Consider the following 12,457-nt stretch of genomic DNA (forward strand, 5'->3'; position numbering starts at 1 on the left):
CTGCCTCAGCCTTCCTTGAGAGTGGTCAGTCCGCGGTCGATGAAGACGGGCACCAGCTCGCCGATCCGGTCGAAGCCGGCGCCGACGGTCTGGCCGAGCGTGTAGCGGTAGTGGATGCCTTCGAGGATCACCGCGAGCTTGAACCACGCGAACGCGGCGTACCAGGCGATCCCCGAGACGTCCCGGCCGGAGCGGTCGGCGTAACGGGCGATCAGTTCGTCCGGTTCGGGGTGTCCGGGCGCGCCGCTGGTGGTGCTGACCGGAGACTGCGGCAGCCCCAGGTCGGTGCAGTACATCGCCAGCAGCCCGAGGTCGGTCAGCGGGTCGCCGAGGGTGGACATCTCCCAGTCCAGCACGGCGTTGAGCGCGTCGTCCTCGCCCACCAGGACGTTGTCCAGGCGGTAGTCGCCGTGCACCACGGTCGGCGCGGGGGAGGCGGGCAGCGCCCGGCCCAGCGCCTCGTGGAGCGCGTCGATGCCCGGCAGGTCGCGGTTCTTGGAGGCCGCCAACTGCTTGCCCCAGCGCCGTAGTTGACGCTCCAGGAAGCCGTCCGGGCGCCCGAAGTCGGCCAGTCCGGCCGCCTGCGGATCCACCGCGTGCAGCGCCACCAACGTGTCGACGAGGGACAGCACCACCGCCCGGGTCCGCTCCGGGCCCAGCGGCGCCAGTTGCGCGGCGCTCCGGTACGGGGTGCCCGCCACCAGCTCCATCACGTAGAACGGCGCGCCGATGACCGCCTCGTCCTCGCACAGGAGCAGCGCCTCGGGCACCGGCACCGCGGTGCCGTGCAGCGCGCTGATCACCCGGTGCTCGCGCCGCATGTCGTGCGCGGTGGCCAGGACGTGCCCGAGCGGTGGGCGGCGCACGACCCAGGAGGCGGCGCCGTCGGTGACCCGGTAGGTGAGGTTGGACCGTCCGCCCTCGATCAACTCCGCGCGCAGCGGCCCGGATGCCAGGCCCGGCCGTTCCCGGTCCAGGTGGTCCCGCAGGCGCGCCAGGTCGAGGCCGGGTGGTGCCGCACCGGTGGCCGGCGGGGGCGGGGTGCCGTTGCTCATCGTGCTTCCTCCGTAGGGAGCGTGGACGGTCGGACGGTCCGGGGCCGGCGGGGCCCGTCCCGCCTGATCATGCCGACTAGTCGGTATGGCGTCCAGTGCCCGGCGGTGGGGCGTCGGTCACCCGACGTGTTTGCGCCACCGACGCCCCTGATCCGGACCGTCCCTCAGGCGTGACAGGCCGGCGGCACCCCGCCGTTCAGCTCCGCCATCGCCCCGAAGCCGGCCACCGCGTCCAGCGGCGAACCCGGCGCCGCCCCGTCCAACTCGGCGTACGCCCGCAGGAGGTTGGCCACCAGCCGCTCGTGCTCGGCCAGCTCCGCGAACTCGCCGAGCTCCGCCTCCCGGGCCATCTCCAACGGCGTCCGCCCGGCCGCCCGCCCCTCGCGGGCCAGCTCCTCGACGAACCGCAGATAGCGCTCGACGCCGTCGTAGACCTCGGGACCCGCCACCGGGCCGTGCCCGGGCACCACGGTCGTGGCGTCCAGTGACCGCAGGATCTCGATGGCCCGCAACGAGCCGCTCAGCGAGCCCATGAAGAGGAACGGGGTGCCCCCGTTGAAGATCAGGTCCCCGGTGAAGACCACCCGCTGCTCCGGCAGCCAGACGATGGCGTCGCCGGGCGTGTGCGCCACGCCGGGGTGGATCAACTGCACCTCGATCGCGCCCACGTGGACGGTCAGCCGGTCCTCGAAGGTGATCTCCGGCGGGGTGAGCGCGATCTCGCCGTACGGCACCTCGGGCCACACGGCGTGCAGTTGGTAGCCGGCGGCCAGCAGCTCCCGGCGGCAGGCCGCGTGCCCGATGACGGTGGCCTCGGGGGCGAACACGCCGTTGCCGTAGGTGTGGTCGCCGTGGTGGTGGGTGTTGACGACGGTGCGGGGCGCGGGCGCGCCGCTCTCCTCGATCCGGCGGCGCAGCAGTCGCGCCCGCCGCTCGGTGGCGGCGGTGTCCACCACCAGGGTCGCGGTCCCGTCGGTGACGAAGCCCGCGTTGTTCAGGCACCAGCCGCCGTCCGGCTGGATGAACGCGTGGACGCCCGGGGCGAGTTCGGTGAGGTAGGGCTCGGGGAGGGCGTGGGCGTCGCCGCCCGTGGGGTGCTGGTGGTTCGTCATGGTCCGCTTTCGGGTGGGGGCTGGGTCGGTCCGGCGCCCGGCCGTCGCTCCGGCGCCGGCCCTGGCCGCGCGGACCCGATCAACGGTACCTCCGGCCGCGCCGCGCCGGACGGGCGGCCGCGGCACCGCACCGCAGGTCACCGCCGCCGATCGACTCCGCGGGCCGGCTCCGGCGGAGCCGGCGGCCAACCCGCGCCCGCCGCCTCAGAGCTCGCCGGCCGCCCGCCGGGCCGTCAATTCCCGGTAGGCGGCCAGCCCGTCGGGCGTCCACGGCCACTGGTCGAGCCGCCGGTCCAGCTCCTCCTGGGGCAGGAAGGCGTGCCAGTCGATCTCCGACTCCTGGGGCGCCACCGGCAGCGCCCAGCGCACTTGGTATACCGCAGACCACCAGGTGTGCTCCGGCGTCTCGTACAGGAAGCGGAACAGCGGCTCCGGGCGGGGCAGTCCGGACACCCCCAGCTCCTCCTCGGCCTCCCGCAGCGCCGCCTCGTCGTAGCTCTCGCCGGCGCCCACCACGCCGCCGACGAACATGTCGTAGTGCGAGGGGAACACCAGCTTCCGGGGCGTCCGCCGGTGCACGAAGATCCGGTCCTCGGCGTCCCGGACCAGGACGAACGCGCACCGGGTGCGCAGCCGGCGGGCGTAGGTCTCGGCCCGCGGGGCCTGCCCCACCACCCGGTCGTGCTCGTCGACGACGTCGAGGATCTCGTCCGCGTTGAGCGGCTCCGGCGCGTGGTCAGGTCGTTGCTCGGTCATGGGGCCATGGAACCACCGGACGCGGCGCGCGCACCCGTTGGGAACGTCACCCAACGGCCGCCGGCTCACTGCCCCATGACGTACTTCACCGTCGGCCCGGTGGTCCAGCCGCCGTCCACCGCCAGCTCGGCGCCGGTGATGTAGGAGGCGGCGTCGGAGAGCAGGAAGACCACCGCGCCGGCGATCTCGTGCGCCTCGCCGACCCGGGCCATCGGGGTGTTGGGGTACTTGCCCTCGCCCCGCTCGATGCCGACCTGCGCGGTCATCGGGGTGTAGGTCATGCCGGGGTGGACGGAGTTCACCCGCACCCGCGCGGCGCCCCACTCCACCGCGCCGATCTTGGTCAGGCCGCGGACGCCCCACTTCGACGCGCCGTAGCCGCCGGTCATCGCCAGCCCCATCAGCCCGGCCGCCGAGGAGATGTTGACGATCGAGCCGGCGCCGCGCTCCTTCATGGCCGGCAGCACGGTCTTCATGCCGATGAAGACTCCGGTGAGGTTGACGTCGAGGACCTTGCGGAAGGCGTCGGCGGAGAGCGTCTCCAGTGGCGCGCCGCTCGATATCCCGGCGTTGTTCACCAGCCCGTCGAGCCCGTCGAGCCCGCCGAACTCCGCCACCGCGAAGTCCGCGACCCGCTGCCAGTCCTCCTCGGAGGTGACGTCGTGGGTCAGGAACCGGGCCCGTTCGCCGAGCCGGGCCGCGGTCGCCGCGCCCTCCTCCGCCAGGACGTCGGTGACGACGACGTTGGCGCCGGCCGCGACGGCCCGCTCGGCGGCCGCGGCGCCCAGCCCGCGGGCCGCGCCCGTGAGGACGACGGTCTTGCCGGTCAGCTCCGCGGTCACGGGGGTGGATCCGGTCATGGTGAACTCCTTTGTTCGGGGGCGGCGGCCAGCAGGAACGCCGTCGTCGTCCCGGTGAGGTCGACGAGGAACAGCTCCTCGTCCGTCAGGGGTGCGGCGCCGTCGAGGTAGTGCCGGGCCCGGTCGGCGAAGGCCGCGCCGATCAGCGTCAGCGCGAGGTCCAGCCGCTCCAGCCGCACCGCCTCCGGCAACCCGGCCGCCGCCAGCGCGCCCTCGATCCGGCAGATCAGCCGCCAGTACGCGGTCCCGTCGAGGGTCGGGTGCGGGACCCGGGTGCGGACCCCGCTCTCGTGGCTGAGCTGCGCGGAGATCCGCAGGCAGCGCCGCCCCCGGTCGGTCCGCAGCTCGGTCGCCTCCGCGGTGACCAGCAGCCCGAGCAGCTCCCGCGGCGTCGGCTCGCCGGCCTCCGCCGCGGTCAGCAGCGGCGCCAGCGCCGCCTCCGTACGGGCCAGCCGGCCGGCCATCACCGCGTCCAACAGCCCGGCCCGCGAGCCGAAGTGGTACTGCACCGCGGACGGGTTGCCCTGGCCGGCCAGCGCGACGACGTCGCGGAGCTGGGCGCCGACCACGCCTTGTCCGGCGAAGACCTCCTCGGCGGCGCGGATCAACTTCTCGCGGGTCTCGGGGCCTGATGTCCTGGGCATGGCCTCATGGTAATGCCGAGCATTAATAACGGGAGGTGGTGGTGCGGCCGGCCCCGTACCGACGGTCCGCGCGCGGTGCTCCCGGCCTCAGCGCGGCTGGAGTTCGTGCGCGCCCTCGGCCCCCCTGGCCCCCGGCGGCATCAGCGGATGGCTGCCGATCAGCACGATCCCCGTCACCACCGCGGCGATCCCGGCCGCCTCGAAGGCCAGCGCCCCCGGCGTCACCCGCAACCGGTCGCCCAGAAAACCCACGCCGCAGATGATCCCGGCCAACGGCTGGGCGGCGGTCAGCGCCGGCAGCGACATCCGCAGCGGCGCCGACTCGAACGCGCTCTGCACCATCACCAGCGCCACCACCCCGAGCACCACGATCGCGTACGGCTGCCAACTGGTGAGGAGTTCGCGCCAGCCGCCCGCGGTGAAGCGGAGGCCGCTGATCCGGGTCAGCGCGTCCTGCAACCCGTACAGCAGCCCGGCCGCCACCCCCAGCAGCGCGGCCTCCAGGCTGATGTGCGTCCGTTCCCGCTTGGCGACCGCCGCCAGCACCAGGGCGACCGACAGCACGCTGCCCATGATCAGCCACTGGGCGAGCTGTCCCACCTCGCTGTTCCGCCCGCCGTGCGGCTGCCCGGCCACGATGAACAGGGTCACCCCGCCGGCCAGCAGCGCCAGCCCGGCCCAGCCGGTGCGGCCCAACCGCTGCCGGGAGATCCGCCGCGCCAGCGCCATCGCGAACAGCAGATTGGTCGCCATCAGCGGCTCGACCAGCGTGAGGTCGCCCATCCCCAGCGCCACCGCGCCCAGCGCCATCCCCGCCACCATCAACGCGATCCCGGCCACCCAACGGGGCATCCGGACCAGGTCGAGCAGCAGCCGCAGCGAGAGGTAGTCCTGGGGCGGGGCGTGCTGCGCCGCGAGCTGCTGGAGGACGAACCCGGTGCCCAGACAGCATGCCGCGGCAAGGGCGAGCAGGATCACCGTCACGTCGCACACCTCGTATCGCGCGGGGCGGGGGATGCGCCCGAGGATAGTCAGCCACGGTGGCCGAAACCGGTGCGCCACCGCCGCGGAATCCCAACTTCTCCCCTTGCAGAGAAACCTCTGCAGAGAACTCTCTGCATCTCTACGCTGACGGCCATGACCCACGACGACGTGCCGCACGACGACCGGTCGGCCGCGCCCGACGCCCCCGCGCCCTCCGCGCCGCGCCCCGTCCGACGGATGGACGCCCGCAGCCTGCGCGGCCTCGCCCACCCGCTGCGGATGCGCATCCTGGAGTTGCTGACCCTGGACGGCCCGGACACCGCCACCGGCCTGGCCCGCCGGCTCGGCGAGAACACCGGCACGGTGAGCTGGCACCTGCGCCACCTCGCCGACCACGACTTCATCGAGGAGGAGACCGGCCGCGGCACCCGGCGCGAGCGCTGGTGGCGGGCCGCGGCGGCCTCCCGCCAGCTCAACACCACCGACTTCCGCGACGATCCGGACGCCCGCGGCCCGCTCACCGTCTACGTCCACGAGATCGTCCAGCAGCACTTCAACCGGGTCGTCGACTACCTCGCCGAGGACTGGGGGCCGCGGTGGCGGGACGCCGGCACCCTCGCCCAGTGGCATGACCTGACCCTGACGCCCGATCAACTGGCCGCCTTGAACGAGGAGTTGGCGGACGTCGTGGACCGGCACCGGGCCGCCGCCGCGGGCTCGGCCGACCGCGCCGCGCAGCCCGTCATCGTCCAGCTCCAGTCCTTCCCCCGCAGGGCGCGCCCGGACCGCACCCCGGATGCCGACGGCCGGTCGGACGGCGCCGGTCGGGCCGGGCGATGAGCGGTCTGCTCCGGCGCCACCGCGACTTCCGACTGCTGTGGTGCGGCGAGAGCGCGGGAAGGTTCGGCGCCGCGGTCACCGGGGTGGCGATGCCGCTGACCGCCGTCGCCGCCCTGCGCGCCGACACCTTCGCCGTCGGGCTGTTGAGCGCCTGCGGCTGGCTGCCCTGGCTGCTGATCGGGCTGCCGGTCGGCGTCTGGGTGGACCGAAAGCGCCGCCGGCCCCTGATGCTGGGCGCCGCGGCGCTCTCGGCCGCGGTGTTCACCGCCGTCCCCGTCGTCGCCTGGTGCGGCGGGCTGAGCATCGGCCTGCTGACCGGCGCGGCCCTGCTGAGCGGCGCCGCGGCGGTGGTCTTCCAGACCGCCTACAGCGCCTACCTCCCCGGGCTGCTGGCCCCCGCCGACCAGCCCGAGGGCAACGCCAAGCTGCACGGCAGCGCCTCGGCGGCGCAGCTCGTCGGCCAGGGCGCGGGCGGCTTCCTGGTCCAACGAGCCGGCGCCGCCAACGGGTTGCTCGCCAATGCCGCCACCTTCCTGGTCTCCGTCCTCTGCCTGCTCGGCATCCGGCACCGCGAACCCCGCCCGGACGCCGGCGAGCGTCCCGCGCGGCCGCTGCGCGCCGAGGTCACCGAGGGGCTGCGCCTGGTGGCCGGGGACGTCTGGCTGCGCACCCTGACCCTCTTCGGCGCCGCCTCCAACCTCGCCCTGATGGGATACCAGTCGATCCTGCCGGTCTTCCTGGTCCGCGAGGTCGGGCTGCCGCCGGGCACCGTCGGCACCCTGCTGGCGGTGGCCGGCACCGGCGGCGTCGCGGGCGCCTTCGCCGCCCGCCGCGCCGCCGCCCGGATCGGCACCGCCCGCGCCAGCCTGCTCTTCGAACTCGGCCTGCCGATAACGGCGTTGCTCATCCCGCTCACCACCGCGGGGCCCGGTGCCGCGCTGTTCGTCGTCGGCAGCTTCGGCGTCTCCGCCGGCGTGGTCGGCGGCAACGTTCTCAAGGCCGGCTTCCAACAGGCGTACTGTTCGCCCGCCCTGCTCGGCCGGGTGACCGCCAGCGCCGCCTTCCTCAACTACGGCACGCTGCCGCTGGGTGCCCTGCTCGGCGGCGCCCTCGGTGCCGCGCTGGGCGTCCGCACGGCCCTGTGGATCACCACCGCCGGCGTCCCGCTGGCCGCCCTGATCCTCCTCGCCTCACCGCTTCGCACCGCCCGCGACCTGCCGACCCGCCACCACCCGCGGCGGCCGGAGGCGGCTCGGGCCGCTGATGATCTGCTCGCGTCGCCCTGAACGTCTGGCCGTTGGGGCCTCAACGGCGGTGATATACGGCTCAACGGAGGTGGTATGCGGGGGAGTTGGGGCTCCGCCCGGCGCGCGCTCTTGCCCCTCCCGATCCGGTCCGACCCGCCCCGCGTCCTACGGCGCCCCACCCGCCGTGATCGCCTCCCCGGCCTCCCCGGCCGTCATGCCCGCCCCCACCACCTCGCCACCCCCAGGGTCGAGGCGATAGCCGGACCCCCACACCTCCGTCAGCAGCGGCGCCGCCGCCGGGTCCGGTGCGAGCTCGGCCCGGAGGTGCGCCACCCGCGCGGCCACCGCCGACAGATCGCCGAAGTCCCGCCCCCAGACCCGCTTGAGCAGTTGCTCCCGCGAGAACACCCTTCCTGGGTGTCGCATCAGAAACGCCAGCAGCGCCAACTCATGCCCGGTCAGGGAGAGTTCACGGCCGCCGCGGCACGCCCGCCCGGCCCCGGGGTCGACGGTCAGCTCCCCGACCCGCAGCACGGCACCGGCCCCGGCGGCCGCTCCCGCCGCCCCGGCGCCGCCCAGCGCCTCGGCCACCCGCGCCACCAACTCCCGCACCCCCGCGGCCCCTTCTGCCTCCGCGGTCAACGGCACCACCGGGACCGGCGGCCCGCCGCCACCCCGCCCCAGCCGGCGGCGCAGCCCCAGGCCGTCGACGCCGGGCAGCGCCGGATCGAGGACGACGGCGTGCGGGGCGAAGTCCGCGGCCAGGTCGAGGGCGGTGAAGCCGTCGGTGGCGCAGGCGGTGGGGTGGCCGGCGCGGGCCAGTCCGTCGGCGACGGCCGCGGCGAGCGCGGGGTCGGCCGCGACGACCAGGACGCGGTGCGGCGGCCCCGGCAGGAGCGATCCCATACCTCCAGCCAACACCCGTCCGCGCGCCCCCGCGCGCCGAAGCCACCACCGTCCGGGAGGGCCCGCCCTCGGTGAGACCACCCGGCGAGAGCGCCCCGCTACTTCTCCAACTGCTCCCGCACCCGCCGCGACACCGTGAACGCGTAGAGGTCCAACACCCCGGGCGGCTCAGCGATCCCCGGCCCGCCGGCCCGTATCCAGGCCGCGATGTCCGCCAGCGCGTCGTCGTCGTTGACCAGCCCCAGCCACACCGGCCGCCCGCCCGCGGCCCGCCCGGCCGGCGACGGCTGCACCACGACCACGTTCGCCTGGTCGCAGACGTCCAGGCACTCCGAGGCGCGGACCGGCGCCGCCGCCTCAAGCGCCGCCCGCAGCCGGGGGATCTGCCCGGCGTGGTCGACCCCCGGCAGCTTCGCCGCGTCCCCACAGCAGCAGCCGCGGCAGACGGTGACCCGGCACTGTCGCCCGGCGGCCCGCGCCGCCCCTCCGGAACGCTTTTCGATCATGCGTTCATGCTACGTGGCCGCTCCGCACCGCCCGCCCGCTCCCGGCCATCCACCCCTCAAGCCCCCGCCGCCCCTCGCGTTGCCCACGCCACGGTGGGCCACGACATTTCCCGGCCGTTCCTGGATAGGGATCGGGGCATGTCCCTGACCAACTCCAGCACCGTCCGGCCCACGGTCCCCGGCCCCGCCGGCCTGCCCGTGCTCGGCTCCCTGCTCGACCTGCGCCGCGACCCCCTGAGCACCTTCTTAAGCGCCCGGCGCGAACACGGCGACGTGGTCCGGCTGGAGGCCGGCCCGCCCGGGCTCCGCAGCGTCTTCTACGCCGTCTTCGCGCCCGAGGGCGCCCAGCAGATCCTCGCCACCCAGGCCGCCAACTTCCGCAAGGACCACCCGTTCTACGAGGAGGTCCGCCAGTCGTTCGGCAACGGCCTGCTCACCAGCCAGGACGACGACTACCTCCGGCAACGCCGGCTGGTGCAGCCGCTGTTCACCAAGCGCCGGGTCGACGGCTACGCCTCGGCCGTGACCACCGAGGCCGACGCGGTCACCGCCCGCTGGCGCTCGGTCGGGGACGGCGCGGTCGACCTCGTCCCGGAGATGAACCGGCTCGCCCTGCGCACCGTCGCCCGGATCCTCTTCGGCGTCGACGTGGAGGCCGCGGTCGACGCCATCCACCGCTGTGCCCCGGTCATCAACGACTACGTCGTCAGCCGCGCCTACACCCCCCTGAAGTTCCCGCGCGACTGGCCCACCCCCAGGAACCTCCACAACCGCCGGGTCACCGCCGAACTCAACGCGCTGTGCGACCGCATCATCGCCGAGCGCCGCACGGCCGCCGGCGCCGGCGACCACGACGACCTGCTCTCCCTGCTCGCCGCCGCCGGCAACGACGAGGACGGCACCCTCGACGCCACCGAGGTCCGCGAACAGGTCCTGGTGTTCCTGCTGGCCGGCCACGAGACCACCGCCACCTCCATGGCCTTCGCCCTCCACCTCCTCGCCCGCCACCCCGACGAACAGGCCCGGGTCCGCGCCGAGTTGACGCGCGTCCTCGGCGACCGCACCCCCACCGCCGCCGACCTGGACCAACTGCCGCTGCTCACCCAGGCGTTGAAGGAGTCCATGCGGCTCTACCCGGCGGCCCCGATCGTCAGCCGGCGGGCCGTGGCGGCCACCGAGGTCGCCGGCTTCCCCCTCCCGGCCGGCGCCGACGTCATCGTCGCCCCCTGGGTGACCCACCGCCACCCGGACCTGTGGACGGACCCCGAGCGGTTCGACCCGGACCGCTTCGCCCCCGAACGCGAGGCGGCGCGGCACCGGTACGCCTGGTTCCCGTTCGGTGGCGGCCCGCGCGCCTGCATAGGCCAGCACTTCTCGATGCTGGAGTCCGTCCTGGCCCTGGCGACGCTGCTCCGCTCCCACGAACTGACGGCCGTCGACCAGGACGTCCCGGTCGCCGCCGGCATCACCCTCCAGGCCACCGGCCCCGCCCGCATCCGCCTCCGCGCCCTCTAGCCGCGCGCTCCCGGCCCGGCGACCGCCCCACCCCCGACGGGCGGGCGCCGGACCGGCCCGGCCGAGCCCCGTCGACTCAAACGCAACGAAAATAGCGTTTGCATTCTCGGTCGCGACCCTCTACGGTCGTAGACGTCCACCCCGCCCGGGCAGCACCCCGGCGGGTTCCCTCCCGACAGGAGAAGGCCGTTGCTCGTCTGAGGTCCGGAAGACACCGCGCCCGCGATCGGCGATTCGCTCAGCGAACCAGCCCCGCGCGGCCCGTCCGTGACCTCGGCGTACGCACGGCGTACCCGTACCCCGGCCCCTTGCCGCGGTGTCTCCCCCTGCGCAGTTCGCACCCCACCTCGCGCACACCTCCCAGGAGACCCGCATGTCAAAGCCCGCCACCAGCCCCGCCGCGGCCGTCGTCTGCACCGACACCGGCTTCGCCTGGCCCGACGGCACCCCCGTCCTGGACGGCTTCCAGCTCTCCGTCGGCCCCGGCCGCACCGGTCTCGTCGGCCTCAACGGGTCGGGAAAATCAACCCTGTTGAAGCTGATCGCCGGCGAACTGGCCCCGACCGCCGGCAGCGTCAAGGCCGTCGGCGAGGTCGGCTACCTCCCGCAGCACGCCTCCCTCGACTCCCACCTGAAGGTCGACGAGGCGCTCGGCATCGCCGCCACCCGCGCCGCCCTGCACGCCATCGAGAACGGCGACCCCGGCGAGGAGCACTTCGCGGCCGTCGGCGACGACTGGGACGTCGAGGAGCGCGCCCGCGCCACCCTCGACCAACTCGGCCTGTCCGCCCTCGATCTCGACCGCACCATCGGCGAGGTCTCCGGCGGCGAGTCCGTCCTGCTCCGCCTGGCCGCCCTGCTGCTCCGCCGCCCCGACGTCCTGCTCCTCGACGAGCCCACCAACAACCTCGACCGGCCCGCCCGCCGCCGCCTCCACGACGCGGTCGCCGCCTGGTCCGGCGTCCTCCTCGTCGTCAGCCACGACCGCGAACTCCTCGACCGCGTCGACCGGATCGCCGACCTGCGCGGGGGAGAGGTGCATTGGTACGGCGGCAACTTCACCGCCTACGAACACGCCCTCGCCGTCGAGCAGGAGGCCGCCGAGCGGACGGTGCGCGCCGCCGAGGCCGATGTCGCCCGCCAGCAGCGCGAACTGTCCGACGCCCAGGTCAAGTTGGCCCGCCGGGTCCGCTACGGCAACAAGATGTACGCCCAGAAGCGCGAACCCAAGATCGTCATGAACGGCCGCAAGCGCGAGGCCCAGGTCTCGGCCGGCAAACACCGCGCCCTGCACACCGAACGCCTCCAAGAGGCCAAGGACCGGCTGGGCGAGGCCGTCGAGGCGGTCCGCGACGACGACGAGATCCGCATCGACCTCCCGCACACCGCCGTCCCCCCGGGCCGCACCGTCCTCACCCTCACCAGCCTGCGCACCCGCCACGGCACCCGCGCCGACCTGGACGTGCGCGGCCCGGAACGGATCGCCGTCACCGGCCGAAACGGCTCCGGCAAGACCACCCTGCTGCGCACCGTCACCGGCGAACTCCCGCCGGCCGCCGGCACCGCGGAGGTCCACGTCCCGCACCGCTTCCTCCCGCAGCGCCTCGACGAGGTCCTCGACGACGACCTCACCGTCGTCGAGAACGTCGCCCGCTACGCCCCCGACGCCACCAACAACCGCATCCGCGCCCGCCTCGCCCGCTTCCTCTTCAAGGGCGCCCGCGCCGACCAACGGGCCGGCACCCTCTCCGGCGGCGAACGCTTCCGAGCCGCCCTGGCCGCCCTGATGCTCGCCGAGCCGGCACCCCAACTCCTGCTCCTCGACGAACCGACCAACAACCTTGACATGTCCTCCGTCCGCCGCCTGGTGGCCGCCCTGCACTCCTACGAGGGCGCCCTCCTCGTGGTCAGCCACGACCCGCACTTCCTCCGCGAACTCTCCCTCACCCGCTGGCTGACCCTCGACCCCGGCGAACTCACCACCACCGCCCCGCTCTAACCACCGGCCGGTCGGCCCCTCCGGGCCGGCCGG

Annotated in this window: 12 protein-coding genes; 4 read left to right on the plus strand and 8 right to left on the minus strand. The window is 74.6% G+C overall.

Translation table 11 applies throughout. From position 1 onward, the window contains the following. Positions 1 to 5: 5 nt before the first annotated feature. From PV796_RS29930 to PV796_RS29955, 6 genes are all read right to left on the minus strand, one after another. Complete coding sequence (locus tag PV796_RS29930) at positions 6 to 1,055, minus strand: phosphotransferase family protein (RefSeq protein WP_274916606.1); 1,050 nt, start codon at positions 1,053 to 1,055, stop codon at positions 6 to 8. A gap of 164 nt (positions 1,056 to 1,219) precedes the next feature. Further along, the gene (locus PV796_RS29935) at positions 1,220 to 2,167 is read right to left on the minus strand and encodes an MBL fold metallo-hydrolase (protein ID WP_274916608.1); all 948 of its coding nucleotides are present in this window, start codon (positions 2,165 to 2,167) and stop codon (positions 1,220 to 1,222) included. Between the two features lie 204 nt (positions 2,168 to 2,371). Next, positions 2,372 to 2,923 carry an NUDIX domain-containing protein gene (locus PV796_RS29940; RefSeq protein WP_274916609.1) on the minus strand — a complete coding sequence of 184 codons (552 nt, stop codon included), beginning with the start codon at positions 2,921 to 2,923 and terminating at the stop codon, positions 2,372 to 2,374. 65 nt (positions 2,924 to 2,988) lie between these two features. After that, complete coding sequence (locus PV796_RS29945; protein WP_274916610.1) at positions 2,989 to 3,783, minus strand: glucose 1-dehydrogenase; 795 nt, start codon at positions 3,781 to 3,783, stop codon at positions 2,989 to 2,991. Next, the gene (locus PV796_RS29950) at positions 3,780 to 4,427 is read right to left on the minus strand and encodes a TetR/AcrR family transcriptional regulator (RefSeq protein WP_274916611.1); all 648 of its coding nucleotides are present in this window, start codon (positions 4,425 to 4,427) and stop codon (positions 3,780 to 3,782) included. The genes PV796_RS29945 and PV796_RS29950 overlap by 4 nt, the downstream gene beginning before the upstream one ends. Positions 4,428 to 4,514: 87 nt before the next feature. After that, complete coding sequence (locus PV796_RS29955; RefSeq protein WP_274916612.1) at positions 4,515 to 5,411, minus strand: DMT family transporter; 897 nt, start codon at positions 5,409 to 5,411, stop codon at positions 4,515 to 4,517. Between the two features lie 153 nt (positions 5,412 to 5,564). Between PV796_RS29955 and PV796_RS29960 the strand changes: the two genes are divergently transcribed. Then, positions 5,565 to 6,251: a helix-turn-helix domain-containing protein gene (locus tag PV796_RS29960; protein ID WP_342456933.1), complete on the plus strand. Its 687-nt coding sequence runs from the start codon at positions 5,565 to 5,567 to the stop codon at positions 6,249 to 6,251. After that, on the plus strand, positions 6,248 to 7,537 hold the full coding sequence (locus PV796_RS29965) for an MFS transporter (protein WP_274916613.1): 1,290 nt from the start codon (positions 6,248 to 6,250) through the stop codon (positions 7,535 to 7,537). Before PV796_RS29960 ends, PV796_RS29965 begins: the two co-directional genes overlap by 4 nt. 126 nt (positions 7,538 to 7,663) lie before the next feature. Here the strand turns inward: PV796_RS29965 and PV796_RS29970 are convergent, their stop codons facing one another. Next, positions 7,664 to 8,404: a winged helix-turn-helix transcriptional regulator gene (locus PV796_RS29970; protein ID WP_274916614.1), complete on the minus strand. Its 741-nt coding sequence runs from the start codon at positions 8,402 to 8,404 to the stop codon at positions 7,664 to 7,666. 98 nt (positions 8,405 to 8,502) lie between these two features. Then, positions 8,503 to 8,910 (minus strand): (2Fe-2S) ferredoxin domain-containing protein, encoded by a 408-nt coding sequence (locus PV796_RS29975; RefSeq protein WP_274916615.1) that lies wholly within the window; start codon positions 8,908 to 8,910, stop codon positions 8,503 to 8,505. Between the two features lie 138 nt (positions 8,911 to 9,048). Between PV796_RS29975 and PV796_RS29980 the strand changes: the two genes are divergently transcribed. Further along, positions 9,049 to 10,425 (plus strand): cytochrome P450, encoded by a 1,377-nt coding sequence (locus PV796_RS29980; RefSeq protein WP_274916616.1) that lies wholly within the window; start codon positions 9,049 to 9,051, stop codon positions 10,423 to 10,425. A 373-nt stretch (positions 10,426 to 10,798) separates the two neighbouring features. Next, positions 10,799 to 12,424 (plus strand): ABC-F family ATP-binding cassette domain-containing protein, encoded by a 1,626-nt coding sequence (locus tag PV796_RS29985; RefSeq protein ID WP_274916617.1) that lies wholly within the window; start codon positions 10,799 to 10,801, stop codon positions 12,422 to 12,424. Positions 12,425 to 12,457: the final 33 nt, after the last annotated feature.

It is taken from the genome of Streptomyces sp. WZ-12 (assembly GCF_028898845.1).
Taxonomy (GTDB): Bacteria; Actinomycetota; Actinomycetes; order Streptomycetales; family Streptomycetaceae; genus Streptomyces.